The 25852-nt window shown below is 71.9% G+C and carries 24 protein-coding genes; 17 read left to right on the forward strand and 7 right to left on the reverse strand.

The window, feature by feature from the left end; translation table 11 throughout:
• The first annotated feature begins 118 nt into the window (after positions 1-118).
• Both ACFQS1_RS36815 and ACFQS1_RS36820 read left to right on the forward strand, forming a co-directional pair.
• Positions 119-940 (forward strand): hypothetical protein, encoded by an 822-nt coding sequence (locus ACFQS1_RS36815; RefSeq protein ID WP_378976993.1) that lies wholly within the window; start codon positions 119-121, stop codon positions 938-940.
• Positions 937-1614, forward strand: a complete 678-nt coding sequence (locus tag ACFQS1_RS36820; protein ID WP_378976995.1) for an HAD family hydrolase — start codon at positions 937-939, stop codon at positions 1612-1614. Before ACFQS1_RS36815 ends, ACFQS1_RS36820 begins: the two co-directional genes overlap by 4 nt.
• A 59-nt stretch (positions 1615-1673) precedes the next feature.
• Here the strand turns inward: ACFQS1_RS36820 and ACFQS1_RS36825 are convergent, their stop codons facing one another.
• Complete coding sequence (locus ACFQS1_RS36825) at positions 1674-4934, reverse strand: GH92 family glycosyl hydrolase (RefSeq protein ID WP_378976997.1); 3261 nt, start codon at positions 4932-4934, stop codon at positions 1674-1676.
• A gap of 116 nt (positions 4935-5050) precedes the next feature.
• On the opposite strand from ACFQS1_RS36825, the gene ACFQS1_RS36830 reads away from it, so the two are divergent.
• The gene (locus ACFQS1_RS36830; RefSeq protein ID WP_378976999.1) at positions 5051-5737 is read left to right on the forward strand and encodes an HAD family hydrolase; all 687 of its coding nucleotides are present in this window, start codon (positions 5051-5053) and stop codon (positions 5735-5737) included.
• Positions 5738-5777: 40 nt separating this feature from the next.
• Entirely contained in the window at positions 5778-5945 is a 168-nt protein-coding gene (locus ACFQS1_RS36835; RefSeq protein WP_378977001.1) for a hypothetical protein, read from the forward strand.
• Here ACFQS1_RS36835 and ACFQS1_RS36840 read toward each other — a convergent pair.
• Both ACFQS1_RS36840 and ACFQS1_RS36845 read right to left on the reverse strand, forming a co-directional pair.
• The gene (locus tag ACFQS1_RS36840; protein WP_378977002.1) at positions 5935-6456 is read right to left on the reverse strand and encodes a hypothetical protein; all 522 of its coding nucleotides are present in this window, start codon (positions 6454-6456) and stop codon (positions 5935-5937) included. The two genes, ACFQS1_RS36835 and ACFQS1_RS36840, sit on opposite strands and share 11 nt — an antisense overlap.
• Entirely contained in the window at positions 6453-7454 is a 1002-nt protein-coding gene (locus tag ACFQS1_RS36845; protein ID WP_378977004.1) for a helix-turn-helix transcriptional regulator, read from the reverse strand. The genes ACFQS1_RS36840 and ACFQS1_RS36845 overlap by 4 nt, the downstream gene beginning before the upstream one ends.
• A gap of 213 nt (positions 7455-7667) precedes the next feature.
• Between ACFQS1_RS36845 and ACFQS1_RS36850 the strand changes: the two genes are divergently transcribed.
• From ACFQS1_RS36850 to ACFQS1_RS36865, 4 genes are all read left to right on the forward strand, one after another.
• Positions 7668-9041, forward strand: coding sequence for a S1C family serine protease (locus ACFQS1_RS36850; protein WP_378977006.1), 1374 nt, complete (start codon positions 7668-7670; stop codon positions 9039-9041).
• 370 nt (positions 9042-9411) lie between these two features.
• A complete protein-coding gene (locus tag ACFQS1_RS36855; protein ID WP_378977007.1) occupies positions 9412-10323 on the forward strand; it encodes a CPBP family intramembrane glutamic endopeptidase in 912 nt (303 codons plus the stop codon).
• A complete protein-coding gene (locus ACFQS1_RS36860) occupies positions 10320-11471 on the forward strand; it encodes a sensor histidine kinase (protein WP_378977009.1) in 1152 nt (383 codons plus the stop codon). The genes ACFQS1_RS36855 and ACFQS1_RS36860 overlap by 4 nt, the downstream gene beginning before the upstream one ends.
• Positions 11468-12127, forward strand: a complete 660-nt coding sequence (locus ACFQS1_RS36865; RefSeq protein ID WP_378977011.1) for a response regulator — start codon at positions 11468-11470, stop codon at positions 12125-12127. The genes ACFQS1_RS36860 and ACFQS1_RS36865 overlap by 4 nt, the downstream gene beginning before the upstream one ends.
• A gap of 9 nt (positions 12128-12136) precedes the next feature.
• On the opposite strand, the gene ACFQS1_RS36870 is transcribed toward ACFQS1_RS36865, so the two are convergent.
• Both ACFQS1_RS36870 and ACFQS1_RS36875 read right to left on the reverse strand, forming a co-directional pair.
• On the reverse strand, positions 12137-12976 hold the full coding sequence (locus ACFQS1_RS36870) for an aldo/keto reductase (RefSeq protein ID WP_378977013.1): 840 nt from the start codon (positions 12974-12976) through the stop codon (positions 12137-12139).
• A 10-nt stretch (positions 12977-12986) separates the two neighbouring features.
• Positions 12987-13184, reverse strand: a complete 198-nt coding sequence (locus ACFQS1_RS36875) for a hypothetical protein (protein ID WP_378977015.1) — start codon at positions 13182-13184, stop codon at positions 12987-12989.
• Between the two features lie 74 nt (positions 13185-13258).
• On the opposite strand from ACFQS1_RS36875, the gene ACFQS1_RS36880 reads away from it, so the two are divergent.
• The 3 genes from ACFQS1_RS36880 to ACFQS1_RS36890 all read left to right on the forward strand — a co-directional run bounded on the left by ACFQS1_RS36880 (position 13259) and on the right by ACFQS1_RS36890 (position 20762).
• Positions 13259-13645, forward strand: coding sequence for a DUF6394 family protein (locus ACFQS1_RS36880; protein ID WP_378977016.1), 387 nt, complete (start codon positions 13259-13261; stop codon positions 13643-13645).
• Positions 13642-15423 carry a potassium channel family protein gene (locus ACFQS1_RS36885; RefSeq protein ID WP_378977018.1) on the forward strand — a complete coding sequence of 594 codons (1782 nt, stop codon included), beginning with the start codon at positions 13642-13644 and terminating at the stop codon, positions 15421-15423. The genes ACFQS1_RS36880 and ACFQS1_RS36885 overlap by 4 nt, the downstream gene beginning before the upstream one ends.
• Before the next feature lie 77 nt (positions 15424-15500).
• The gene (locus ACFQS1_RS36890; RefSeq protein ID WP_378977020.1) at positions 15501-20762 is read left to right on the forward strand and encodes a diguanylate cyclase; all 5262 of its coding nucleotides are present in this window, start codon (positions 15501-15503) and stop codon (positions 20760-20762) included.
• Positions 20763-20800: 38 nt separating this feature from the next.
• Here the strand turns inward: ACFQS1_RS36890 and ACFQS1_RS36895 are convergent, their stop codons facing one another.
• Positions 20801-21328 (reverse strand): hypothetical protein, encoded by a 528-nt coding sequence (locus ACFQS1_RS36895; RefSeq protein ID WP_378977022.1) that lies wholly within the window; start codon positions 21326-21328, stop codon positions 20801-20803.
• An 88-nt stretch (positions 21329-21416) separates the two neighbouring features.
• Between ACFQS1_RS36895 and ACFQS1_RS36900 the strand changes: the two genes are divergently transcribed.
• The 5 genes from ACFQS1_RS36900 to ACFQS1_RS36920 all read left to right on the forward strand — a co-directional run bounded on the left by ACFQS1_RS36900 (position 21417) and on the right by ACFQS1_RS36920 (position 24630).
• Positions 21417-22418 carry an LLM class flavin-dependent oxidoreductase gene (locus tag ACFQS1_RS36900; protein ID WP_378977023.1) on the forward strand — a complete coding sequence of 334 codons (1002 nt, stop codon included), beginning with the start codon at positions 21417-21419 and terminating at the stop codon, positions 22416-22418.
• A 12-nt stretch (positions 22419-22430) separates the two neighbouring features.
• A complete protein-coding gene (locus tag ACFQS1_RS36905; RefSeq protein ID WP_378977025.1) occupies positions 22431-23069 on the forward strand; it encodes a hypothetical protein in 639 nt (212 codons plus the stop codon).
• A complete protein-coding gene (locus ACFQS1_RS36910; RefSeq protein WP_378977027.1) occupies positions 23066-23701 on the forward strand; it encodes a class I SAM-dependent methyltransferase in 636 nt (211 codons plus the stop codon). The genes ACFQS1_RS36905 and ACFQS1_RS36910 overlap by 4 nt, the downstream gene beginning before the upstream one ends.
• Before the next feature lie 57 nt (positions 23702-23758).
• Positions 23759-23950, forward strand: coding sequence for a hypothetical protein (locus ACFQS1_RS36915; RefSeq protein ID WP_378977069.1), 192 nt, complete (start codon positions 23759-23761; stop codon positions 23948-23950).
• Positions 23951-24096: 146 nt separating this feature from the next.
• Complete coding sequence (locus ACFQS1_RS36920; RefSeq protein WP_378977029.1) at positions 24097-24630, forward strand: hypothetical protein; 534 nt, start codon at positions 24097-24099, stop codon at positions 24628-24630.
• Between the two features lie 147 nt (positions 24631-24777).
• Here the strand turns inward: ACFQS1_RS36920 and ACFQS1_RS36925 are convergent, their stop codons facing one another.
• Entirely contained in the window at positions 24778-25125 is a 348-nt protein-coding gene (locus tag ACFQS1_RS36925) for a hypothetical protein (RefSeq protein WP_378977031.1), read from the reverse strand.
• Between the two features lie 212 nt (positions 25126-25337).
• On the opposite strand from ACFQS1_RS36925, the gene ACFQS1_RS36930 reads away from it, so the two are divergent.
• Positions 25338-25817: a hypothetical protein gene (locus tag ACFQS1_RS36930; protein ID WP_378977033.1), complete on the forward strand. Its 480-nt coding sequence runs from the start codon at positions 25338-25340 to the stop codon at positions 25815-25817.
• Positions 25818-25852 lie beyond the last annotated feature (35 nt).

Genomic DNA, 25852 nt, shown 5'->3' on the forward strand with positions numbered 1-25852 from the left:
CCGCGATCGGATTCCACCGCTCCCGCGGAGAAACCAACATCGCCCGCGCCACCCGCCGGGCAAGCCACCGCCCACACGACCTCATCACCACCATCACCAGCGGAAACCCGAGAACGCAATGACCCTGCCTTCGGATCCCGCAAAAACCAATATTCCTGCGGTTGATCGAACAGTGGCCGGGCCGGGCCGGACTGCGGGAAAATGGTTTATGCGGCAGCTGCAGTTGTTCACCACGGCGCAATTGGCGACGATGCGCGACACGACGAAGCGCCGCAACTATTCCGCCGAGGCCGAGGAATTCCGGCGAGAGCATCAGCGGCATCGCGTTTGGGGCATGACACAACGTCATGCGCGGAAGCTGCGCTCCATTTACGGCCACTTCCCGAGCGACGAGGAATTGAGGGCCGAGTGGCACGGCCGCAGCACGGCAGCGTCCGAGCAGGCACCCAGCAGGCCGGTGGTCCCACCAGAGGCGACGCCAAGCGGGCCGGAGCAGGCCGAGCCCGAGCAGACCCTGCAGGAGCAAGCCGAGACGGAGCAAGCCCTGCCGGAGCAAGCCCTGCCGGAGCAGGCCGAACCGGAGCAGGCCGAGCCCGAGCAAGCCGAGCCCGAGCAAGCCCTGCCGGAGCAGGCCGTGCCGGAGCAGGCCGTGCCGGAGCAGGCCGTGCCGGAGCAGGCCGTGCCGGAGACCGCCGTCGCGGAACTGACCGCGGCGGTGGGCACGAGATCAGGACCGGCCCGGTATCGGGGCCGGTGGCCAGCTCACCGAAGGCGAGCCGGCGACTCTCGGGCACGCTCGACAAGCTGCTTCGCTCGCGGCTCGCCATGTCCTCAATGCTGCCGCCGACATCGATATCGCCGCTCCGGAGATTCGCGCTCGCGCAAGCTTCGCCCGGGTTGCAATGGGCGTGGGGGTCTGCCGGGATACTGGGCGCTGTGACGATCAAGGCGCTGGTCTTTGACTTCGACGGTCTGCTGATGGATACGGAGAGCACGCTGCTGGAAAGTTGGCGCTGGGAGTGGCGGCGGCACGGTCTCGAGCTCGACCCCGCCGACTTCTTCGCCGACCACGGTGGTGATGCGAACGAGCCGCGATACCTGGCGCTGGCGACGGCGGTCGGGCCGGGCTATGACCGTGAGTCCAGCCATGCGCTTCGGATGGCATATCGGGCGGAGCTCAATGCGGCGCTGCAGCCGGCACCAGGCATCGTCGACTGGCTCGACCGGGCAGCGGAGCTGGGACTGCGGCTTGCGGTGTCCAGCAGTTCGCCGCTGTTCCATGTGGGCGCGATGCTGGATCAGGTGGGGCTGCGGGCACGGTTCGAGGTACTGGCTACCGGCGAGGAGGTGGCCGCGCACAAGCCGGACCCGGCGGTGTATCTGCTGGCGCTGGAGCGGCTCGGGCTGCAAGGGCCGGATGCGGTCGCGTTCGAGGACTCCGCGCACGGCATGGCCGCTGCGCATGCCGCCGGGCTGCGCTGTGTGGCCGTGCCGAATCCGCATGCCGACCATGCCCGGTTCGCGGCCGCCGATCTCCTCCTGGCGAGCGCCGCCGAGCTGAGCCTGGACGAGGTCCTGGACGCACTTGGTCGACGCACCGATCGTCCTCGATAAAGGGGCCGGCGGGAGGGGCTGAGGGCCGGCGGGACGGCCGGACCGCAGCCCTCCCGGGGTCAGGCGAGCAGTTGCAGCTCGGCCAACTGGGTCTCTGGCGCGCCGTGGTTGGCGGTGATGACCAGGCGGTAGCGCGAGTACGACGCGCTTCCCGTGATGGCGAACGGGCGGGTCTGGCGGCGGTCGGGGAAGTCGATGTTCGTGCGGGTGTCGACTGTCGTCCAGGTGGTGCCGTCGTTCGAGCCCTGCAAGCTCCAATCACGAGGGTCTCGGGCCGGGAAGTCGTTGGCGGACGTCAGGGTGTACTGCTTGACCGCCGCCGGCGCGGTTGGCTGGCCGGTGATGGTGGCGGTATTCGCGAACGTGAGCCACTTCGTGAGCGACGTGTCGTCGGTGAGGGCGGCGCGGGTCTCGTTCGGCGGGTTCTCGCCGGTGACGGTGACCGTGCCGCCGGTGGCCCGGTCGGTCAGCCGGGCCGGGGCGGCGGTGCCGGTGGTGAGCGACGGCGGGATGGCCGCGTCGCCGGTGCCCCAGGACGACGGGCTCGGGCCCATGGTGAAGGCGAGCGTGCCGCCGGCCAGCAGGTCGGCGTGGGTGAGGTAGTTCTTGGCGTAGGCGACGCCGTTGCGCGTGGCGCTCTGGATGTAGCGGTTGGTGTCGCTCACGCCGGGCGCGCTGACCGTGAGCGTACGGCCGTTCTCCAGGGTGATCGTGGCCTTGGCGAAGAGCGGGGCGCCGATGGTGTAGTCGGTGCTGCCCATCCGGGCCGGGTAGAAGCCGAGCGCGCTGAAGATGTACCACGCCGACATCTGGCCGTTGTCCTCGTCGCCGAGGTAGCCGTTGCCGGTGCCGGCACCCGAGCTGTAGAGCTTGGTCAGCACATTGCGCACCTGGTTCTGCGTTTTCGCCGGGGTGCCGGCGTAGTTGTACATGTAGAGCATGTGGTGGATCGGCTCGTTGGCGTGCGCGTACTGGCCCATGTTGGTGTCGTAGGCCTCGCGCATCTCGTGGATGACGCCGCCGTAACAGCCGGGCAGGTAGTCGCGGGAGGCGGCGAGCACCGAGTCGATTTTCGCGGAAAGCTGGGCGCGTCCGCCGTACAGGTTGGCCATGCCCTGCGGGTCCTGCGGCGCCGGGAGGGCGTAGTGGTAGGCGTTGCCCTCGGTGTACTCGCAGCCCCACGACTGGGGTTTGAAGTCGGCGTCGCTCGTACGCCAATTGCCGTTGCTCTGCCGGCCGCGGAAGAAGCCGACCGATGGCGAATAGAGGTTGGCGTAATCGAGGGTGCGATTGCGGAAGTACGCGGCGTCGTCGGTCTTCCCGAGCGCGATGGCCATCTGGTAGATCCCGAAGTCGCTGGTGGCGTCCTCGATCGTCCAGGACAGAGAGTCTCCGCGTACGTCGGACGGCAGGTACCCCTTGAACGGCGAGACCTGTAGCCCCGAGCGGCCGTTCGCGGTCGGCGAGTAGACGGTCGCGTTCTTCACCGCCGAGGCGTAGGCGGCCTGGTAGTCAAAATTCCGGACCCCTTTCACGTACGCGTCGGCGAACGCCAGATCCTGATCGGTGCCGGGCATGACCGCCTTGTTCCACGGGCCCGACCAGCTCGGCGTCCAGCCGGCCGTCTTGTACACGTTGACGAACCCGTCGAGCATCTCGCCGGTCCTCGTCGGCGACAGCAAGGTATAGAGCGGCCAGACGGCGCGGGCGGTGTCCCAGAAGCCGTTGTTGACGTACATCTGGCCGTCGCGGAGCTGGTTGTCGTACGGGCTGAAGAACTTGCGGACGCCGCCGACCATCTCGGAGCGGTTGTTCGGATACATGTAGACGCGGTACAGGTTCGAGTAGAAGGTGACCAGCTGATCGGTGGTGGCACCCTCGATCGCCACCTTGCCGAGGACGGCGTTCCATTGGGCGGCTGCTTCGTCCCGTACCGAATCAAGGGTTTTCGAACCCACCTCCTGCGCGAGATTCGCCGCGGCCTGGGCCACCCCGATCCAGGATGTCCCCATCCGCAGCGTGACCTGTTCGCCGGCCGTGGTGGCGAAGCGGATCCAGCTGGTGGCGCCGCCGCCGGAGACCTGGCCGGTGGCGACGATGGCGTGGTCGACGGTGGCCGAGAAGTAGAGCCGCTGCCCGTTCTGGTCGGCGTACCCGGAGATGGTGCGCCCGGCGGTGTCGACGCCGAACGAGCCGCCCGCGCTGTCGATGGTGTCGAAGAGGATCACCGCGTCGGAGGCGGCCGGGAACGTGAAGCGCATGACCCCGGCGTGATCGGTCGGCGCGATCTCGGCCGTGATCCCGTACGTGTCAAGACTTGTCTTGTAGTAGTGGGCCTTCGCGACCTCGTTGGCGTGCGCGAAGGTGGACTTGCGCGCGTCCGGCGTGGCCTTGACGCCGCCGGTCATCGGCATCACCTGCAGCTGCCCGTAGTCGGCGACCCACGGGCTCGGCTCGTGACTGATCGCGAAGCCCTGCACCGTGGACGCGCTGTATTGGTAGAGCCAGCCGTCGCTGTTGCCGTTGGTCACTGGCGTCCAGAAGTTGAAGCCGTTGGGCACGGTCGCGCCGGGGAAGGTGTTGCCGCGCGAGTAGCTGAAATCCGAGTTGGAGCCGCGGCGGGTGTCGACGTAATCGGCCAGCGCGGCGGCCGGGGCGTCGGCGGTGATGCTCAGGTCGTCGAAGTACCCGCGGAACGTGCCGGTGCCCTCGGGCTTGTCGTAGCCGATCAGCACGCGGTCGATCGTCTTGCCGGCGACCGTCCGGCCGATCGCCGAGGTGACGTAGTTCCAGGTGTTGAAGCTCAGCACGCTGCCGCTGCCCTGCAAGCGCGGGTGCAGGCGGACGCCGTGCTGGTCGACCGCGCCGGAGTCGCGCAGGAACGTGCCGTCGGTGAACGCGAGGTCGACCGCGACGTCGAGGTTGCCGCCGCTCTGCGGATACACCCAGTAGGACAGCGTGGTGGCGGCGGTGACCGGCAGGTCGACGTCGAAGATCCGGTTGTACGAGTAGCTCGTGGTGGCGCTGGTGTCGGCCCCGGAGTACATCAGCGCGGTGACGCCGGAGTGCGCGGTCTCGGTGCGGGTGCCGCTCTCCATGGCGGTCAGGCCGCAGCAGTAGCCGCCGACGCCGGAGCTGCTCTCGACGCTGTTGGTCCAGGTGGGCTGGGGCTGGCCGGGCTCGAAGCCGGTGACGAGGCCGGCGACGGGCTCGGCGGCGGCGCGGGCGGGGACGGTGACGAGCTCGGCGGCGGCCGCGGCGCGGGCGGGGACGGTGATCGACGCGGCGGTGAGGAGGACGGCGAGCAGTTGTTTGAACATGGGACTCCTTCGGGAGTGGGAAACCCATGACAACGTTGTCGCCCGGCCCGGAAGGCAGTCAAGGGGTTCGATACATCTCTGCACGGTTGCACCACCCGCCGCCTTACGCTCGGGTCATGCTCCGAGCCGTGATCGTGGACGTCGACGACACCCTGTGCCTGACCGAGGCCGCCTCGTACGACCTGGAGAACGAGGTGCTCGCGCTGATGGGCCGCGCCCCGATGACCCGCACGGTGCACCTGGCCACGTGGGGCGAGCCGCTGCTGGACGCCATGCCGCACCGGTCGCCCGGCGTCGACCTGAGCCGCTTCGCCGAGCTGTTCCCCGCCGTGAACCGGCGCTACCTCGCCGAGGGCCGGCTCGATGTGATCCCGCCGGAGAACCTCGCCGCCCTCGACTCGCTGGCCGCGGACGGCCGCACCGTCCTGCTGCTCACCTCGCGGGCCGAGGCCGAGGTGCGGCACCTGCTCGAGCCCGGCCACGCCCTGGCCGCCCGGGTGACCGGCGCCTACCACCAGGGCAACACCCGGTTCCGCAAGCCCGACCCGAGGGTCTTCGACGAACTGCTCGCCGAGACCGGGTTCCGGCCGGGCGAGTGCGTCTACGTCGGCGACTCGCCGGGCGACGCGGTGGCCGCCGGCGGGGCCGGCATCCGCTTCATCGCCTGCCTGCAGAGCGGCGTACGCCGGCTCGACGAGTTCGACGCCCGGCACGTCACGGCCGCGGTCGCCACGTTTCCCGAGATCATCCCGGCGATCCGGGCGCTCGACATGCGTCCTCGCGGGTCTACTGTCGTCCGATGAAGGTTGTGGTCTGAGTCACGAAGGCACGTGGCAGGCCGCCGTGGATGCCGTACGCGATCTCGTCCCGGCCGATCTCACGCTGCTGCACGTGATCGACGTGAACACGGTGCAGGCCGTCGCCGGCGCCCGCGCCATCGCCGCGTGCGCCGACGCCCGCCACCGCCACCGCCGCGTTGACCGAGGCCCGCGCGTGGCGCTCACCAGTTGAGGGACACGCACGTCGCGCAGTAGTTGGGCAGGATGGTGTACGGCTTCCGCAGGAAGATGACCGGGTCGCCGACCAGGCGGTCGTTGACCGCGAGCGGAGCGCTGCTGGCGGTTCGGTCCGCGGCGGTGTCGATGCGGACGCAGGCGACCCGCGTCTCCGTGTCGCGCATCAGGCAGAAGGCGAACGGCGGCACCGGGTTGGCCCGCGGCAACACGTCGGCGATCACGTCGGTCATCCCGTACGACTGGAGCTTGTTGCCGGTGACCATCGGCACCGTGCCGTCATTGAGGAACAGCGCGATCCCGTAGTTGAATCTCGTCTGGAACGGCTCGCAGAGCTCCATGTGCGCGGGCACCAGGTAGTGGCCCTGCGCGTCGACGGTGACCGACCCGAACGAGCCCGTCGCGCAGCTCGCCGGGACCCAGATCGTGGTGGCGCGAGCCACGCCGGGCAGGCCGGCGAGCAGGGCGGCGGTCACGGCCGCGATCAACGCCGGCGTTCTTCTCATCATGTCGGCCGGTTCTCCTCGGTGGGCAGCCAGGCGTCGGGCGGCACCGCGCCGGCGGCGCCGAGCGCCAGCGCGAGCTGGAAACGGTTGCGCACGCCCATGCGGTCCATCAGGGCACGCAACGTGTACGCGACCGTGCGCGGGCTCAGCCCGAGCTCGTCGGCCGCCGTCTGATCGGTGTGGCCGAGGGCGAGCAGACCGACCAGCGCGCTCTCCCGCGGCGACAGGTCGATCGGAATCACCTCCTGGCGGTGGGGGTCGCGGCCCTGTGCCCAGAGCCGCTCGAACAGGGAGCAGAGGGCCGCCACGAACGACTCGTCGGCGACCTCGACGTAGCCCCGCTCCAGGTCGAGCGGGTCGGCCGGGAACAGGGCGACCTTGCGGTCGAAGACCATCAGCTTCATCGGCGGCGCGGTCACGTACCGCACCGGGCCCAGCGGCACCGGCGGCGCGGCGGTGGCGGGCCGTGGCCGCTCGCGGTCGATGACCCGCAGCCGTACGCCCCGCGCGGCCAGCCGCCTGTCCACCGGCTGCGCGGCCGACATCGACTCGGCGCTGATCACCGGCTCGTTGTTGATGGTCAGGTGCTCATGGCGCTCCACGGCGGCCAGCTGCGCGACTCGCCGGCGGGTGGCCGCCCGGCTCGGCCACAGCCGGGCGTGCCGGTCGGGCGGACCCAGCCCGGCGAGCCCCTCGATGGTGGCGAAGTGTTGCCGCCACCGGTCGGCCGCCGGCGGCGGAGGCGGTTGCCGCCGCCGGAGGAGCCGGGCGACCTCGTCCGGTTCGCGTGCCGCCCACACCGCCCCCGCGGCGGCGATGGCGCCGGCCGCCGCGAGCTCGTCCAGCGCCGACTTCGTCCGGGCCTTCGCCAGGCCGAGCTCGCGGGCCAGCCGGTGCCCGTCGGCCGGGCCGAGCAGGACCAGCGCCCGGTAGACCAGGTCGGCGTCGGCCGACAGGCCCCACCGGGTGAGCGCCGGGATCACCCCCGTGTCCGCCGGCATACTTCACCCCCGCCACTGTGGCCGGTCGCCCCCGTGATGACCGGCGGGATCAGAACACCATTCATCGGCGGCCGGCGGAACCCTCGCGCGGCAGATTGCGGAATCCTGCAACCGCCCACCGCACCGGCCGTCCCGTGCACTCGGTGGGCCGGTCACCGACTACCCCCAGGGAACTGTCAGCCCGGCCCAAGAAACCGGCAGTAGAAGGGAGGGGTGACCATTCCCGAACAGTTCACCTATCAGCCCGCCCCGGGCGGGTGGCCACCGCCGGGTCAGTGGCAGCAGTATCCGCAACCGCAGCCTCCGCAGCCTCCGCCGGGGCATCGGAGGGGGCGGCTGGTCGCCGCGATCGGCGGTGGCGTCGCCCTGCTCGCGATGGTCGGCGCGGCCGGCTTCGCCGCGGGCTGGTCGCTGCGTCCGGTCGTCTCGCCGCAGTCCTCCGCCAACTCGGCGCCCGTCCTGCCGTTCAACCCCGGCGACGGGAACGGCTCGCCCTTCGGCGGCAACCAGAACGGCGGCCCGGGCGGCGCGGGCGGCCCGGGCGGCGCGGGCGGCCCGGGCGGCGCGAGCGGCAACCAAGGCGGCCTGGGCGGACCGGGCGGACCGGGCGGCGCGGACGGCGCCTCGGACGGGCCGTCCGACAGCCAGATCTCCGCGGTGGCGGCCAAGGTCGATCCCGCCCTGGTCGACATCGACACGGTCCTCGGCGCCCAGAACGCCGCGGCCGCCGGCACCGGCATCGTGATCAGCCCGGACGGCGTGGTGCTGACCAACAACCACGTCGTCGCCGGCGCCACCAGCATCACCGTCACCGACGTCGGCAACCGGCAGAGCTATCGGGCCGCCGTCATCGGCTACGACCGCTCCGGCGACATCGCCGTGCTGAAGCTCTCGCACGCCGCGGGCCTGGCCACCGCCACGCTCTCCACCGCCGCGGTCCACGCCGGCCAGCAGGTCGTCGCCATCGGCAACGCCGGCGGCGCCGGCGGCACCCCGAGCGCGGTCGGCGGCGTGATCACCGCGCTCCACCAGTCGATCACCGCGCAGGACGAGGCGAGCGGCTCGTCCGAGCGGCTCACCGGCCTCATCCAGGTCGACGCCCCGATCCAGGCCGGCGACTCGGGCGGCCCGCTGCTGAACACCTCGGGCGAGGTGATCGGCGTCGACACCGCGGCGTCGGCAAGCTTCCAGTACCAAGCCGGCGGCGGCCAGGGCTTCGCGATCCCGATCGCCACCGCCATGACCATCGCCGGACAGATCCGCGCCGGCAAGGCCTCCGACGTCGTCCACATCGGCGCCACCGCGTACCTCGGCGTCGAGACGGCCGGCAGCAACAACCGCGGCTTCGCCGGCGCCGGCGGCCCGGTCGTCCTCGGCGTCGTCCAGGGCTCCCCCGCCGAGTCGGCCGGCCTGACCCGCGGCGACGTGATCGTCTCGGTCGCCGGCACCACGGTCGACGACGCCACGGCGCTGACCTCGGTGCTCGACCGCTATCACCCCGGCGACAAGGTCAAGATCGCCTGGACCGACCTGAACGGCCGGTCCCACTCCGCCTCCGCGAAGCTGGCCACCGGCCCGGTCGGCTGAGCTCTCCCGCGGCTGTGGACGACGGCCGGAAGATGTCATACCCGGCTGCTTCAATGGGCCCCACCCAAACGAGGGTGGGGCTCAACGCACGGGCTCGACGCACGGGCTCGACGCACGGGCTCAACGCACGGGCTCGACGCACGGGCTCAACGCACGGGCTCAACGCACGGGCTCAACGCACGGGCTCAACGCACGGGCTCGACGCACGGGCTCAACGCACCGGATCGACGCACCGGATCGACGCCGGCGCTTGTCCCCCGTGCGAGCTACCCCCAACTGTCCACCGCGCGGGGATTATTTCGGGCCGAGAGATCCATAGCGTTTGACCTGTCCGCGGCGCCCGGTCGCGGGATCTCCCGAAGGAGTAGTCATGCGCCTGGTGAAGCAGCTCGTCGTTGTGATCGCGGTCAACCTGGCCGGCGGTCAGGCGTCCGCCGCGGCGGGCTGGAACGTGCCGCTCACCCTGATCCTCGGCCTGGCCACGGCGGCGCTGGCGATTCTCGCGTACCGATGGATCGTCGGCCGGACCGAGAAACGCGCCGTCGGCGAGCTCGCCCGCACGGGCGCCGCCGGCCGCCTGGGCCGCGGCCTCCTGCTCGGGACCGGGATGTTCGCCGCGGTGATCGCCAACATCGCCTTCCTCGGCGGGTACGAGGTGCTCGGCTGGGGCTCGCTGGCCGGCGCGATCGCGCTGTTCGGGTTCTCGGCGGCCGCGGCGGTGACCGAGGAGCTGCTCTTCCGCGGCGTCCTCTTCCGGATCGTGGAAGGGCGCTTCGGCTCCTGGGCCGCGCTCCTGTTCACGTCCGCCTTGTTCGGGTCGGCGCACCTGCTCAACGCGCACGCCAGCCTGTGGGGCGCGATCGCCATCGCCATCGAGGCCGGCGGCATGCTGGGCGCCGCCTACGTCGCCACCCGCAGCCTGTGGCTGCCCATCGGCCTGCACTTCGGCTGGAACTTCGCCGAGGGCGCGATCTTCGGCACCGCGGTCTCCGGCACCGACGCGCCGCAGGGCCTGCTGCACAGCACGATGTCCGGGCCAATGCTGCTCAGCGGCGGCGAGTTCGGGCCCGAGGGGAGCATCTACACCGTGCTGGCCGGCGCGATCGCAACGATCGTCTTCATGTGGCTGGCCCGCCGGCGCGGCCACATCGTGCCCCGCCGCCGTCGTGGCGCCGACGTTGCCCCGGCCGCCGCGGCGACAATGGGCGGCGGAGATCGGGCGGTAACCTCCGCCCAGACGGGAGTTGAGATGGGTTCTGACCAATCCCCGGGCGTCCGGTGATCGACCTCCGGCACATCCCGGATCGCTGGCGTCGCCTCGACGTCACGGTCCGGGATCTCCCGTTGGGGCTGGCGTTGATCGTGGCTGCGGTGACGCCCGGGCTACGCGGCAAGGGCACCCAGCTCGGCGACCTGCCCGACCGGCCGTGGGACGCGCTGACCGCCCTGGTGGTCGCCCTCGAGTGCCTGCCGCTGGCCGTGCGCCGCCGCCGGCCGCTGCTCTGCCTCCCGCTGGTCTCGGCCGGCTTCGCCCTCGACCAGCTCCGCGGATACCACACCACGGCCGGCGCGGCGCTGCCGATCGCGCTGGTGAGCACGGCCGCCCACCTGGAGCGGTACCGGCGCACGACGATGGTGGCCGCGTCGGTCGCCTACCTGCTGCTGGCGGTGGCGCTCGACCGCACCGGATCGTCCGAGGGCCTGGCCGGGTTCGTCACGTTCTACGTGCTCCTGGCCATCTCGTGGGGCATCGGGAGCTGGCTGCGGACGACCCGGATCGCCGAGGCCGAGCGCCGCCGCCACATCGCCGAGGCCACCCGTACGGCCGAGCGCACCCGCATCGCCCGCGAGCTGCACGACGTGGTGACCCACCACGTGACGGCGATGGTCGTGCAGGCCGAGGCGGCGCGCTACCTGACCGCCGCGCCGGAGCGCCTCGACGAGACCCTGACCGCCGTCACCGACACCGGCCGGCGCGCCATCGCGGATCTGCGGCACCTGCTCGACCTGCTCAAGCCCGACCACGACGCCGAGCCGCGCACGCCCTCGGCCGGCGATCTCGGCGAGCTGGTGGAGCAGATCCGGCGGGCCGGCCAGCCGGTGGAGCTCACCGAGGAGGGCAGCGCCCGGTCGTCCGGCGGCGCGGAGGTCGCGGCCTACCGGGTGGTGCAGGAAGCCCTCACGAACGCCCTCAAGTACGCCCACGGAAGTCACACGGAGGTGCGGGTGCGGCACGGCGCCAGGGAGATCACGGTCGAGGTCAGCAACGACGGCTCGGGGTCGGACGCGGCGTCGCCCGGCGGGAGCGGCCGCGGGCTGGCCGGCCTGCGCGAGCGGATCGACCTGCTGGGCGGCGAGTTCACCGCCGCGGAACGGCCCGGCGGCGGTTTCGTGGTCCGGGCGACGATCCCGGCCGGGAGCGCCGCATGACCGGGCCGATCCGGGTGCTGGTCGCCGACGACCAGGCGTTGATCCGCACCGGCTTCGCGACGATCATCGGCGCCCAGCCGGATCTCGAGGTGGTCGGCGAGTGCGGCGACGGCCGGGCGGCGGTCGATCTGGCGGTCCGGCTGCGGCCGGACGTGGTGGTGATGGACGTACGGATGCCGGTGCTCGACGGCATCGAGGCCACCCGCCTGCTGGCCGGCTCGGGGGTGCCCGACCCGGTCAAGGTCCTGGTGGTGACGACGTTCAACCTCGACGAGTACGTCTACGAGGCGCTGCGCGCCGGCGCCAGCGGTTTCCTGCTCAAGGACGCCCCGCCGCCGCAACTGCTGCAGGGCATCCGCACGGTGGCCGCCGGCGCCGCGCTGCTCGCCCCCGAGGTGACCCGCCAGCTCGTGGGGCGGTACGCCGCCCGGATCCGCCCGGCCGGCGGCACGCCCGGCGAGATCCCGCTGACGCCGCGCGAGCTGGAGGTCCTGCGACTGATCGCCGAGGGCCTCTCCAACGGCGAGATCGCGGCGGCCCTGGTGATCAGCCACGAGACCGTGAAGACGTACGTGTCCCGCATCCTGACGAAGCTGGACCTGCGCGACCGCGTCCAGGCCGTGGTGTACGCCTACCGCCACGGCCTGGTCACGTGAGCGCCGCCGTTAGGCGAGCCCGCTGATCTCGGCCACCTCGGCCGGGGTCAGCCGCAGCCCCGCCGCCGCGACGTTCTCCTCCAGGTGGGCGACCGAGCCGGTCCCCGGGATCGGCAGGATCGACGGCGAGCGGGCCAGGAGCCAGGCCAGGACGATCTGGTACGCCGTCACGCCGTACTTCTCCGCGGCGGCCCGCACCGCGGGCTGGTCCTCGTGGCCGGAGATCGGCGCCCACGGCAGGAACACCAGGCTCTCCTGTTCACAGAGGTCGACCAGCGACTCCGACCGGCGGTCGTCGGGGTTGTACCTGTTCTGGATGGAGACGATCGGCGTGACGCGCTGAGCCGCGCGCAGCTGCTCCTCGGTGACGTTGGAGACGCCGAGGTGCCGGATCTTGCCCTGCTCCTTGAGCTCGGCCAGCGCGCCGATCGACTCCTCGATCGGCACCTTCGGGTCGGGCCGGTGGAACTGGTAGAGCGGGATCTGCTCGAGCCGCAGCCGGCGCAGGCTGCCCTCGAGCGCCGCCCGCAGGTGCTCCGGCCGCCCGTCCGGCACCCACTGGCCGGGGCCGGGGCGCACCAGGCCGCCCTTGGTCGCGATGACCAGGTCGTCCGGGTACGGGTGGAGGGCCTCGGCGATCAGCATCTCGCTGACGTCCGGGCCGTACGAGTCGGCGGTGTCGATGAAGTTGACGCCGAGCTCGACCGCCCGGCGCAGGACGGCCTTGGCCTCGTCGCGGCTCTTGGGCTCGCCCCAGATGCCGTCGCCGGTGATGCGCATCGCGCCGAATCCGAGGCGGTTGACGGTGAGGTCACCGCCGAGGTCGATCGTGCTCAATGGTGTGCTCACGCCGACAAACCTAGCGCCCGAACGAGAAGCGGCGCTTCTTCCGCGGGCGGATGCCCTGCAGGGCGTTCGCGCCCTGCCGCAGCAGCCGGGTGGTGCGGCTCGGCCCGCGCCGCCGCTCCACGGTCTCGCTCAGCTTGCGGGCGCCGGCCGCGGCCAGCGGAACGGCGATGGCCATGATGACGAAGCGTCGAATGAGGTTGGGGATCATAAAGTGCTGGTTACCCAAAAGCGCCCGCGCCATGCGTCGGGGATACTCGACCGCATGAGTCTGGAGAAGACCGCATGAGCCTGGAGAAGGTCGTCTTCGGCTTCTTCGTGCTGCTGGCCGCGACCCTGAACTTCGGGTTCTTCATCGGCGACATCGCCGACCCGGCGCTGCACAACGTCTACGAGCTGTTCGCGGCCGTGGTGGTCAGCCTGATCGCCACCGTGCTGAAGTTCGGCGACCGCACCCAGATCGGCGCGGTGCACCTGGCCACCAGCCTGGTCGCCGACCTGCAGCTGATCGCGGCGGCGCTGATGTGGGCGTACGCGTCGCAGATCTCCTCCGCGGGGCTGGACGCCAAGGCGATGGCGGGCGTGGTTTCGCTCTCCGGCGGCGCGCTGCTCGCCAACCTCGTCTCGGTGGTCCTGCTGGTGATCGAGACCACGACCTTCCACCGCCGATGAGCGGGGCGCGGCGCCGCCGCTTCTCCCCGCGCTACGCCGAGGCGTCACCGACGATCTTCCTGCTGCTGCGGCGGATGCGGGCGCCGCTGATCGTGCTGATCGTGATCTTCTCGGTCAGCGTCCTCGGCCTGTCGCTGATCCCCGGGCAGGACGCGGCCGGCCGGCCCACCCGGATGACCGTCTTCGACGCCTTCTACTTCATGAGCTACACCGCCACGACGATCGGCTACGGCGAGCTGCCGGCTCCGTTCACCGGCGCCCAGCGACTGTGGGTGACGGCGAGCATCTACCTGACGGTGATCGGCTGGGCGTACGCGATCGGCTCGCTGCTGGCGCTGCTGCAGGACCGGGCGTTGCGGCAGGCGATCGCGTTGCGGCGGTTCAGCCGTACGGTGCGGCGGCTGCGCGAGCCGTTCCTGCTGCTGGCCGGCTACGGGCAGACCGGGCGGATCCTGGGCCGGGCGCTCGACTCGCTCGGCCACCGGATGGTCGTGCTCGACCTGCAGGCCGAGCGGGTCGACGCGCTGGACATCGACGCCTACCACGCGGACGTGCCGGGCCTGGTCGGCGACGCCGCCGACCCGCGCACCCTGGATCTGGCCGGGCTGGCGCACCCGTGCTGCGAGGGCGTGCTGGCGCTGACCGACAACGACGAGGTCAACCTGGTGGTGACGATGACCGCCGCGCTGCTGCGCCCCGGGCTGCCGGTGGTCGCGCGCACCGTGTCGCCGGCCATCGAGCACCGGATGCGGGCGTTCGGTTCGCCGTCCGTCGTCAACCCGTTCGACCGGTTCGGCGACCACCTCCGGCTGGCGCTGCACGCGCCCGCCTCACACCAGTTGTTGTCCTGGCTGGTCGGTGGCCCCGGGGCGGAGTTGCCGGAACCGAGCCGGGTCCCGGCCACCGGGCGCTGGGTGGTGTGCGGGTACGGCCGGTTCGGTCGCAAGGTGGTCGAGGACCTCCGCGCCGACGGCCTCGACGTCACGATCATCGACCTGGCCGAGCAGCACGACGATGAGCACCGGGACGAGCATGGGGACGAGCGCGGGGACGAGCCGGCGATCATCGTGGGCGACGCCTCCGACCCGGCGGTGCTGCGCCGGGCCCGGCCGGCCGAGGCGGTCGGCTTCGTCGCCGGGACCGACAACGACACCACCAACCTCTCCCTGGTCGCGGCGGCCCGCCGGCTCAACTCCGGCCTGTTCGTCGCCGCGCGGCAGAACCGTCCGGCCAGCGCGCCGCTGTTCGAGGCGGCCGACGTCGACTGGGTGGTGGTGCCGGCCGAGGTGGCGGCCCGCGAGATCTACGCCCAGCTGAGCACGCCGCTGTTGTGGCGCTTCCTGCGGGAGATGCCGGGCCGCGGGGACGCGTGGGCGCAGCGGTTGCTCGGCCGCCTCCAGGCGCACTGCGGCAGCCGCCTGGGCAGCGTGTGGAAGGCCACCCTGACCGGCGCGGAGGCCCCGGCGCTCGGCCACTGGCTGCGCCGTGGCGACGCCCGCCTCGGCGACCTGCTGCGCAGCCCGCGCGACCGGGACCAGCCGGTCGCGGCCGTGCCGCTGATGGTGCTGCGCGGCGACGACGCGGTGCTCGGCCCGGAGGACGACGAGCGGCTGGCCGAGGGCGACCAGATCCTGTTCGTGGGCAGCCCCGCGTCCCGGCGGGCGCTGACCGACACCATGATCAACCACACGGTGAGCGAGTACGTCCTGTACGACCGGACCGTCCCGGCCGGCTGGCTCTGGCAGCGGGCGACCGGCCGCTTCCCGCACGCCGGCTAGCTTCCGGCAATCACAGGTGGCACCACGGGGTGTGACTGGCGTAACTTCCGATTAGCTCTGTGGATGGAAGGACCCGCTTGACCGCCCTCTTCGGCACGTCGGCGGGGTCACTCTCGGATCTCGAGGTGATCTCGCAGCTCGGGCGCGGGGCCGACACGGTCGTCTACCGGGTGCGCCGCCTCGGCGCCGAGTACACGCTGAAGATGCTGACCTCCACCGACGCGCGGGCCCTGACCACCGTGCGCCGCGAGGCCGCGCTGCTCGGCTCGGTCGGCCACCCGCTGCTCCCGCGGATCTTCGAGGTCGGCCAGGCCTCGACCGGGCCCTATCTGATCCTCGAGTACATCGACGGCTTCCCGCTGTCGCAGACACTGCGCGGCGGCCGGCTCGACGAGCACGCCGCCGTGCGCCTGGCGATGGACGTGGTGGAGCCGCTCGCCGCCGCCCACCGGGCCGGCCTGGTCCATCGCGACGTCAAACCGGACAACGTGATCGTCGAGCCGATCGGCACCGGCCGGCTGATCGACTTCGGCCTGGCCGCGCGGGGCGGGGCGCACGAGGGCGTCGCCGGGACGCTGCTCTACAGCGCCCCCGAGCAGACCGGCATGCTCAAACGTCCGGTCGACGGCCGCTCCGACCTGTACGCCCTCGGCGTGCTGCTCTACGAGTCCCTGACCGGCCAGGTCCCGTACTACGCGAAGGACGCCGGCGAGCTGATCCGGCTGCACGCCACCGCGCCCATCCCCGACGCGCGGGAGCTGTGCCCCGAGCTGTCCGCCACGATGGCCGCGATCGTCGCGACGCTGATGGCCAAGGATCCCGACGACCGCTACCAGAGCGGCGAGGCCCTGCTGGCCGACCTGCGCCGGCTGGCCGAGCAGCCGCGGGCGAGCTTCGCGGTCGCCTCCGACCAGCGGGGGGTGCAGCCGAGCGGCCCGGAGCGCCTGGTCGGCCGGGACGACGAGGTGGTCACGCTGGCCCACCGCTGGCTGCGGGCTCGCGACGGCGGCGGGGGCGCCGTGATCGTCGAGGGTCAGGGCGGCGCCGGCAAGACCCGCCTAGTCCGCGAGCTGACCAACGCGGTCGCCTCGGACGGCGACCTCACCCTGTACGGCAAGTGCGTGCCGGACGACCCGGTGCCGCTGGCGCCCCTGCGCGGCGCGGTCGAGCGGCACCTGCGGAGCGTGGAACGGCTCCCTCCGCCAGAGCGGGAACGCGCCGTCGAGCAGCTGCGCCGGGCCGCCGGGCGCGGCGGCCCGCTGCTGCGGACCCTGTCGCCGCTGCTCGCCGCCCTGGTGCAGGCGCCCGAGCTCGGCGAGCAGAACCGCCACGAGCAGTTCGTCAACGCGGTCGCGGCGTTTCTCGTCGGGCTGGCCGAGGAGTTCGGGTCGGCCGTGCTGCACATCGACGACGTGCAGTGGCTCGACGAGCCGACCCGGCGGGTGCTGCAGCGGGTGAGCGGCCGGCTGCCGGTCACCCCGCTGCTGGTCATCGCGACCAGCCGGGACGACGCCGGCAACGCGGCCGCGCTCGACCGGTTCCGCGCCGACATGGACGCCGCCCTCGACACCCGGATCCCGCTCGGCCCGCTCGAGCCGGACGCGGTCGAGCAGCTGGTCACCGAGCACCTGGGCGCCGTACGCCTGCCCGGCGAGCACATCGCCGAGCTGGCCGCGCGGGCCGGCGGCAACCCGTTCACCATCGGCGAGTACGTCCGCGCCGTCCTGGACGCCGGGCTGGTCACCCCATCGTGGAACGGCTGGCGGCTCGACCTGCCGAGCCTGGATCGGCTCGAGCTCTCCGGCGACGCGGTCGACCTGGTGCTCCAGCGCATCGACGGCCTCGGCGGCGACAGCCACCGGCTGCTGGCGGCCGGCGCGGCGGCCGGCCGGTGGTTCCCGGCCGAGCTGGCCGCGGCGGTCTGCGACATCGACCCGCGCCGGGCCCGCTCGCTGCTCGCCGAGGCGGAGTCCCGGCGGCTGGTGGCCGCCGCCGGCACGGACGGGTATCGCTTCCTGCACGACCGGATCCGCGAGGCGCTGCTCGTCGGCCTGGACGAGGCCGCGCTGCGCGGGCTGCACCAGCGCATCGCCGAGGTGCTGGACGCGGCCGCGCCCGGCGACCCCCGCTACATCTACGCCGTCGCCCGGCACTACGCGCTCGGCGAGACCGGGCGCCGCCCGCAGCGCGTGTACTACAGCGGCTTCGCGGCCGGGCGGCTGGCGCTGGCCGAGCACGCCCCGGCCGAGGCCCGCGAGTTCCTCGAGGTCGCCGCGCGGGCGGCGGCCGGCGCGGGCGTCACCCCGCCGCCCGACTTCTTCCTCGCGCTCGGCACCAGCTGCGCGCGCTCCGGCCGGTTCGCCGAGGCGCACCACCATCTCGACCAGGCGCTGCGCGGCGAGCCCGACCGGCTGGGCCGGGCCGAGATCCTGGCCCAGGCGGCGATGGTCCACAACAGCGCGTGGAACCCCGACCAGGCGTTCGAAGCATGCCGTCGCGGCCTGGCCGAGCTGGGCTCGCCGCTGCCGCGCGGCCGGGCCGGCCTCGCCCTGACCACACTCTGGTCGGTGCTGGTCGGCCTGTTCATCGGCCGCACCAAGCTGGGCTTCGGCAACGCGAGCGGGCGCACCCGGGAGCGCTACCGGCTGGAGGCGGTGCTCTGCGACATCGCGACGCTCGCGCTGTCGATGCGGATGCGCCGGATCATGCGCGCGGTGCTGAGCCTGCGCGCCCTGCACCCGATCAACCGGCTCGGCCCGGGCCGGGAGTACGCCCAGCACATGGCCGGCCTCGGGGTGATCGCCGACGTGGCCGGCCGGCGCAAGCTCGCGACCGGCCTCTACGACCGGGCCGCCGAGGTCGCGGCCCAGGTCGGCGACCCCGAGCTGGTCGGATTCGTGGAGTGGAAGCGCGGCGCGGGCGGCTATCTGAGCGGCCATGACGAAGAGACCCAGCTCTGGAGCCGGGCCCTGCTCGAGCACGAGCGGTGGCTCGAGCTGGGCGACTACCTCACCGGCGTCTCCACGATGAGCATGCAGTTCTTCAAGCGCGGCTGCACCGCCGAGGCCGAGGCCTGGTATAGGCGGGGACGCGCGCGGCTGGGCCCGGGCGCCGAGGCCGAGGGCGCGGCGATCGGGGCCGTGGCCGCCGTGCTCGCCGCGCTGCGGGGACGCTCCGAGGAGACCGCCGCCCGGCTCGAGGAGCTGCGCCGGTTCCTGCGGGCCAACCCCGACAACCCCATGCAACTGATCAATCTGTACGGCGCCCAGATGGTCGCCCTGGTCGAGCAGGGGCAGCTGGGCGAGCCGTTCGAGCGGCTCGCCGCCGAGTTCGCGACGCTCGGGCTGAGGCCGAAGGCCATGGTCCCCGAGCAGCGGGTCTACTACGTGTGGGAGGCGCTGGGCCGGCTCGCCAAGTGCCGCGCCGACCCGGGCGCCGACCGGGCCGCGACGAAGGCCGCCGTGGCGGCGCTCGCCACCATGGCCAACACCAAGCCGCTGCGCGCCTTCGAGCTGGTCACCCGCGCCGACCTGGAGGTGCTCGAAGGCCGGCCGGAGGACGCGCTGCGCACCCTGAGCGGCGTCGAGGTGGCGCTGGTGCCGCTGGACGCGCCGCTGATCGCGTACGAGGCGGCCCGGGTGCGCGCCCGCGCGCTGATCGCCCTCGACCAGCGGTCCTCGGCCGTGCAGCAGGCCAAGCTGGCCCAGATGATCGCCGTCGAGCAGCAGTGGCCGCAGCGCTCCCAATGGGTCTCGGACGAGTTCCGGGTGAGCGGGCACGCGTCGACCGAGCCCGGCTCGATCACGGTCACCGGCGCCGGCCCGGCCGAGCCCCGGACGCCGGACAGCGACCCCGGCCGATACCAGCGGCGGCTGGAGGCGCTCCAGCAGGTCAGCCTGGCCTCGGCGACGGTGCTGGACCCGTCCGCGCTGTCCCGGGTCGCGCTCGACGAGACCCTGCGCATCCTCGGCGCGGAACGGGCGTACCTGTTCCTGCTCGACCGCGAGCGCGACGAGCTGGTTCCGCACGTCGGCCGGGACGCGCGGGGCAACGAGATCCACGAGCTGACCGGGTACAGCACCACGCTCGTCGACCGGGTGCGGCACACCGGCGAGCCGCTGGTGGTGACCGGCAGCGAGGAGGGCGTGGCGCTCGGCTCGCACAGCGTGCAGGTGCACGGCCTGCGCAGCATCATGATCGCGCCGCTGAAGTTCAACGGCCTGCTGCGCGGGGTGGTCTATCTGGACAGCCGCATCGCCAAGGGCGTGTTCACCGGCGCCGACGTGGACATCCTCAAGGCCATCACCAACCACGTCGCGGTGTCGCTGGAAACCGCCCGCGCCGCCCAGCTCGAGGTCGAGGTGCAGGCCGCGCGCCGGCAACGCAACGTGGCCGAGACGCTGAACGAGGCGATGGCCGACCACAGCTCGTCGCTGGACCCCGACGAGGTGATGCGCCGCCTGCTGACCAGGCTCACCCGGACGCTGGGCGGCGACACCGCCGTGCTGCTGACCGGGCCGGACGCCAACGGGCTGGTGGTGGCCGCCTCGCACGGCCCGGCCGCGGCGGTCGGCACCCGGCTGCCCGTCCCTCCCCCCGACCTGCTCGAGCTGAGCGGGCCGCGGGTGCGCTCGGTGTTCCCGGGCGACCGGCCACCGTTCGGCGGGCTGCTCGGCGTCCCGCGCATCTGGTGGGCGATCCAGGTCGCGCAGGGCGGCGAGCCGTACGGGATCCTGCTGGTCGGCGCGACCGGCGAGGGCGTCATGACCGAGGCGCAGATCCAGATCGCCGCGGCCATCGCGGGCCAGGGCATGACGGCGTACGAGAACGCCCGGCTGTTCAGCCAGGTGCGCCGGATGGCCACCCGGGACGGCCTGACCGGCCTGTACAACCGCAACCATTTCTTCGGCGAGGCGGGCCGGCTGCTCGACACCGTCCCCCGCAAGATCGCGGCGATCATGGTGGACATCGACCACTTCAAGCGGATCAACGACACGTACGGCCACCCGGTCGGCGACGAGGTGATCCGGGTCGTAGCCCGCCGCCTGCGCGACACGATCGGCGCCGGCGACGTCCTGGGCCGCTACGGCGGCGAGGAGTTCGCCATGGTCACCCCGCAGACCGCGATGCCCGCGGCCGACCTGGCGGGCCGGCTGCACCTGGCGGTCTCGGGCCACCCGGTGCCGACCGACGCCGGCCGGCTGCCGGTCACCATCAGCGTCGGCCTGGCCTGCCCCAACGGCGCCGACGAGGACCTGCGGCAGCTGATGGCCCGCGCCGACCGCGCCCTCTACGAGGCCAAGCAGACCGGCCGCGACCGCGTCTGCCTGGCGCCCTGACCGCGCGCGCCGCGCCTCTCGGTGGCGGCCGTGCCGGGTCATCGCCGGGCGACGCGGCTCTCGGTGGAGCGGTGCGGGCCGCGCAGGCCCCACGCCATGGCGGTGATCAAGGTGATCAGCTCGATCAACGGCAGCCGGTCGGCCGGGAAGAACGACAGGCACACCAGGCCCGCCATGCTCGCCCAGGCCCACAGGCTCACCGCGTAGGGCAGCCGCCGCGCCACCACGAACAGGATCGCCACCTGCGCCGCCAGGATCGCCGGGTGCCAGGAGAACGGGGTCCGGTGGTGGGCCTGCACCGCGACCCCCGTGATCACCGAGGCCGGCCAGATCAGCCGCCACGCGAGCAGCGGCCGGGTCGCGATCAGCGCCATCGGGGCGCCCAGGGCCAGGCCGCCGAGCGCGCACAGCGGCCACGGCAGGCCCGACTTCAGGTCCAGGTACGTGGTTCCCGCGTACGCCAAATAGGCCGCCGCCACGACGGCCAGGACCATCGCCACCCGCTCGCGCCGGCCGCCGATCCGGGGCGGATCGGCGCCGATCAGAAATCGCACCAGAGATGTCATGGCGCGCAGCGTAAGTACCGGATCCGGTGCCGGTCGTCACACCGGGGAGCCAACCGGCACCCCCTACCGCGGAGCTAGGGTCGGGATCATGCCTCTTGCTCTCTCCCTGCTCGATCTGGCGCCGGTGCGGCGCGGCCGGTCGGTGCGGGAAAGTTTCGCGGCCTCGGTGGAGCTGGCTCGAGCGGCCGAGCGCAGCGGCTTCCGCCGGGTCTGGTACGCCGAGCACCACAACATGCCGACCATCGCCTCGTCGGCCACCAGCGTGCTCATCGGCCACATCGCCGACCGCACCGAGTCGATCCGGCTCGGGGCCGGCGGGATCATGCTGCCCAACCACTCGCCGCTGGTGATCGCCGAGCAGTTCGGCACGCTCGCCGCGCTGCACCCCGGGCGCATCGACCTCGGTCTGGGCCGGGCGCCGGGCAGCGACCAGAACACCCAGTTCGCGCTGCGCCGCGACCCCACCGCGGCCGACACGTTCCCCGACGACGTGCTGGAGCTGCAGGGCTACCTGACCGGCAAGAGCCGGGTTCCGGGCGTGCAGGCGGTGCCGCGGGCCGACGAGGTGGTGCCGCTGTACATCCTCGGGTCGTCGCTGTTCGGCGCGCGGCTCGCGGCCCAGCTCGGCCTGCCGTACGCGTTCGCCTCGCACTTCGCCCCCGACGCGCTGCACCAGGCGGTGGCGCTCTACCGCGACACCTTCAAGCCGTCCGAGCAGCTCGCCGAGCCGTACGTGATGGCCGGCGTGAACGTCTTCGCCGCCGCGGACCGGGACGTGGCCGCCGAGCAGATGAAGGTGGCCTACCGGGCGCGCACCCGGGCGTTCATCTCCCGCGGCGGGGTCGGCCGCAACTTCACCGACGCCGAGATCGACGAGTTCCTGGCCTCGCCGAACGGCGCCCAGCTGGCGTCGATGACCCGCTACAGCGTGGCCGGCACCCCGCAGGAGGTCCGCGACTACCTGACCTCCTTCGCCGCCGGGGTCCACGCCGACGAGGTCATCACGACGCATCAGGCGCTGGAGACCGAGGACCGGGTGCGCTCGGTCGAGCTGACCGGCGCGGCGATGGCGGCCGTTGACCGGGTGTGATGCCATGGGCCGGTGCTGCTGAGGGCTTTCGAGTGCCGCCCGCTGATCGAACCGGTCGCGCTGGCGGCGGCCAAAAGGCTTCAGGCTGACGCGTACGTCCGGGGCGGGCACCTCCGCGAGGGGGCGCTGACCCGCGAGGGCTGGCTGCCGTGGCACGACCGGTCCGCGGCGCACCGGGTCCGGTGGTTCGGGTCGTACGACGAGGACGGCCGGCTCGTCGCGGTGGCCACGAAAATCAGCGGCGGGCCGCTCCCGGCCCTGCACCTGATGGGCGACGACCGCCCGGCGGCGCTCGACGGGTGCCCGCCCGAGCGGATCGCCGAGCCGGCCGGGGTGGCCAAGGCGCCGGACGCGCCGCGGATCGCCACCCTGCACGTCTACCGGGCGATGTATCACGACAGCCTCCGCGGCGGCGACCGGTTCTGGGTGATGAGCGTGATCCCGGCGATGCGGGCCACCCTCGAGCGGGCCCTGCCCGGCGCGATCACCGTCGGCACGCGGGCGATCCGGCTCGACGGCGCCTATCCCGGCACGCACCCCGAGACGCTCGCCTATCCGGCGTGGGGCGTGGTCGGCGACTTCACGGCCCAGCTCCGGGCCGCCGGCCGGGACGCGGTCGCGGACTTCATGGACGACGGGATCCGGGCATGAACACCGCGCTCTGGGACGTCTACGCCCGCTGCTACGACGCGGTCGCGCGGCTGCGCCCGTACGAGAAAATGGTCCGTGAAATCGTCGGGGAGGTGCCGGAGCGGCCCGGGCGCGTGCTCGACGCCGGTTGCGGCACCGGAAACTTGACGCGCGCGCTGGCCGCGAAACAACCGGCCGAGATCGTGGCGGCCGACCTGTCGGCGGTGATGCTCCGCCGCTCCCGCCGCAAGAACCCGGGCGTCCGCCACGTGCGCGCCGACCTCGACGGCGACCTGGCCGAGGTGAGCGGCGTCTTCGACGTCATCGTGTGCGGACACGTGCTCTACGCCCTCCCCGACCCGGCGCGCGCACTCGCCACGCTGAAGAGCCGCCTCGCCCCGGGCGGCCGGCTGGTGCTCACCACCCCGCGCGCCGGCGCCGCGATGGGCCCGATCGTGCGCGAGCACGGTGTTCTCGCGCTGTGGCGCTTCCTCCTGCCGCTGCTGGTCGTCGGCGCGATCAACGCGCGCATCCTGCGCGCGTCGTCCTACCATTTCCTGACCCGGGCGGAGCTGAGCACGCTGCTCGGCACCGACGAGATCCGCCCGACGTACAGCGGCCAGTCGTGGCTGGCGGTCTACGCGGCGTCGTAGGCCGGCCGCCGATCAGTCCCGCAAGCCGTCGTCCTGGGCGGCAGCGTCGCCGGGCTGATGGCCGCGCGCGTGCTCAGCGACGACGCCGACCGGGTGCTCATCATCGAGCGGGACGACCTGACCGAGGAAGCACGCGCCCGGCGTGCCGTAGGGCAGCCGGGTGCCTGCAGGGTCTTGCGTTTGAAGGTCGCGTTGAATGATTCCACCGGGGCGTTGTCAGCCGAGCTGCCAATCTTGCTCATCGATTGACGGAGGCGGCCCGACGCGCGCTTTCTTGATCGCAATTGGCGTGCGGAATGCAAGGAGAATGCCCGCTATACGAACATTCGGCGCATAGGGGGCCGACGATACCATCGCAACGGAAGGGCGACGAAGGTTATCGAGGGAGTCGGTCTGTGAGCGACGTCAGGGATCTCGTCATCAACCTCGTTGCGGCCGTCATCGTCTTCGTCGCCGGCGTGTTGACCCGCGGGTTCTTCCAGTTGGCGCGCGCCCGGCGTGGCCGTACGTTTTGGGGTAAGCGCACGCTCCGCTCCCGCTCCCTGCTGTTCGTCGGCGAGTTTCCGCGGTTCAACCATCTGGAACCTTCCGGCCTGGTCGGTCTTGGCGACGTGCACGCCGTCCATGAGATGACCAATGGTCTTGCCGCGCTCGGATCATCGTTCGAGATCGCTTATGCGTCCGAGGTTTCCGACGGCCAGTACCGGCAGAATATGATCCTGCTCGGCGGCACCGAGGTGAACAGCCTCACCGCTACGTTGCCGGAGAAGACCGGATCGGGCTTCCGGATGGACAATGATTCGATGACACTCGAGGACCGCAAGACCCGGACAGTTTACGCCAGCGAATGGGACCATTTGCCCCGGACAAGAGTCTCGTGCAAATCTGCGGCCTCTACGGCTACGGTACCTGGGCCGGCGCCCGGCTGACCTTCGAGGACCATTTCTACCGAGAAATACGTGGACTGCGCAACTTTGAATGCCTTTTTCGGGTTCAGGTGCATCAGCGACACCTCTTGAAGACCGACATCATCGTTCTTCGCGAACTTCCGCGTTTCGAGCCGCCGCGGTCGAGAATCAATTCGCTTCGAGGACGGTGGAGCCGGTCCGGACCGCCGCCGCCGTATGGACCGACCGATATTCAGCTGCCGTCCACGGGCGGCGACCCACCCGCCGATTGAATTCCTGCGTTCCGCGATAGTTGGCCTGCTCCTCCTCGCGTGACCGGAACTCCTCGCCGGGCAGCCTGATCGCCTCCAACCAGCCCGTCTGACCCGGCCCGAGGTTCCGCTCCAGCAGCTCCCAGAGATCGGTGCCGAAGACGTGCCAGAAGTTTTCCTGCGACAACTCGGTCTGGTAGATGACGTCGCCCTCGATCTCAATCGGAAATCGCCGATGTCGCCGGCCAGGCGTCGTTCGTTCCAATACTGCTGCAGGTCCACGAGATCACCCGACACGGACGGTGCCACGACAATCTCGCCACGAGAGTCGGTCACCTCCGACAGCATGTCGAAGAATGCGGCACGCCGAGCGACCGTTGGGATGTGCGAAAGTGCGCTGTACCACGACGTGGTCAACGAGAACGGCTCGTCGCCGTTCGCCTCCAACACCAGGTCTCGTACGGTCGTGCTGTCGTCGTGCTCATTGCCATGAACGAAGGTCACGGTCGTCGTCGTGGCGTCGGTCATTCGCCTCGCCGAACCGGCGACATAGCCAGTGTCGGCGAACAGATTGAAGGTCACGTCGTCGTCGATGTCGAACCCGTGACCCTTCGTCAGCTTTCGCATCGCCTTGGTCAGCCCGACGCCGGATACATCGTAGGCGATCACATGCAGATCGAGACCGGAACTCCCGAAATCGCCAGGGAATTCCAGCGCGAAGTCATTGGTGACACGGCCGGTGCCATATCCGAAATCGAGAAGCGAGAGAGCGCAGGAGTCACCGAATGTCGCGGCCGCCCGCCGCGCTGCGGATCGAAGCACGACCGACTCGGCCGTCAATACCGGGATGGTGGATCGCATGTCATATCCATCACCGCTGTAACGGAGGTCGTATATCGACCGTTGACTCAACGTCTTCTCCCACTCGGCCGGCGTGTTCCGGAAGGGCCGGCGTGATGGAACACGCCAACGCGCTGTCATCCTAGTTCCCG

Origin of the sequence: Paractinoplanes rhizophilus, assembly GCF_042664765.1 — a bacterium.
GTDB classification, from domain to species: domain Bacteria; phylum Actinomycetota; class Actinomycetes; order Mycobacteriales; family Micromonosporaceae; genus Actinoplanes; species Actinoplanes rhizophilus.

What these genes read in the sequence shown, in the direction of transcription:
- ACFQS1_RS36900 (WP_378977023.1), top strand. Translation starts at nt 21,417, where the DNA reads ATGCCTCTTGCTCTCTCCCTGCTCGATCTGGCGCCGGTGCGGCGCGGC.
- ACFQS1_RS36830 (WP_378976999.1), top strand. Translation starts at nt 5,051, where the DNA reads ATGCTCCGAGCCGTGATCGTGGACGTCGACGACACCCTGTGCCTGACC.
- ACFQS1_RS36815 (WP_378976993.1), top strand. Translation starts at nt 119, where the DNA reads ATGACCCTGCCTTCGGATCCCGCAAAAACCAATATTCCTGCGGTTGAT.
- ACFQS1_RS36915 (WP_378977069.1), top strand. Translation starts at nt 23,759, where the DNA reads ATGGCCGCGCGCGTGCTCAGCGACGACGCCGACCGGGTGCTCATCATC.
- ACFQS1_RS36825 (WP_378976997.1), bottom strand. Translation starts at nt 4,934, where the DNA reads ATGTTCAAACAACTGCTCGCCGTCCTCCTCACCGCCGCGTCGATCACC.
- ACFQS1_RS36840 (WP_378977002.1), bottom strand. Translation starts at nt 6,456, where the DNA reads ATGATGAGAAGAACGCCGGCGTTGATCGCGGCCGTGACCGCCGCCCTG.
- ACFQS1_RS36845 (WP_378977004.1), bottom strand. Translation starts at nt 7,454, where the DNA reads ATGCCGGCGGACACGGGGGTGATCCCGGCGCTCACCCGGTGGGGCCTG.
- ACFQS1_RS36910 (WP_378977027.1), top strand. Translation starts at nt 23,066, where the DNA reads ATGAACACCGCGCTCTGGGACGTCTACGCCCGCTGCTACGACGCGGTC.
- ACFQS1_RS36885 (WP_378977018.1), top strand. Translation starts at nt 13,642, where the DNA reads ATGAGCGGGGCGCGGCGCCGCCGCTTCTCCCCGCGCTACGCCGAGGCG.
- ACFQS1_RS36855 (WP_378977007.1), top strand. Translation starts at nt 9,412, where the DNA reads ATGCGCCTGGTGAAGCAGCTCGTCGTTGTGATCGCGGTCAACCTGGCC.
- ACFQS1_RS36895 (WP_378977022.1), bottom strand. Translation starts at nt 21,328, where the DNA reads ATGACATCTCTGGTGCGATTTCTGATCGGCGCCGATCCGCCCCGGATC.
- ACFQS1_RS36880 (WP_378977016.1), top strand. Translation starts at nt 13,259, where the DNA reads ATGAGCCTGGAGAAGGTCGTCTTCGGCTTCTTCGTGCTGCTGGCCGCG.
- ACFQS1_RS36865 (WP_378977011.1), top strand. Translation starts at nt 11,468, where the DNA reads ATGACCGGGCCGATCCGGGTGCTGGTCGCCGACGACCAGGCGTTGATC.
- ACFQS1_RS36875 (WP_378977015.1), bottom strand. Translation starts at nt 13,184, where the DNA reads ATGATCCCCAACCTCATTCGACGCTTCGTCATCATGGCCATCGCCGTT.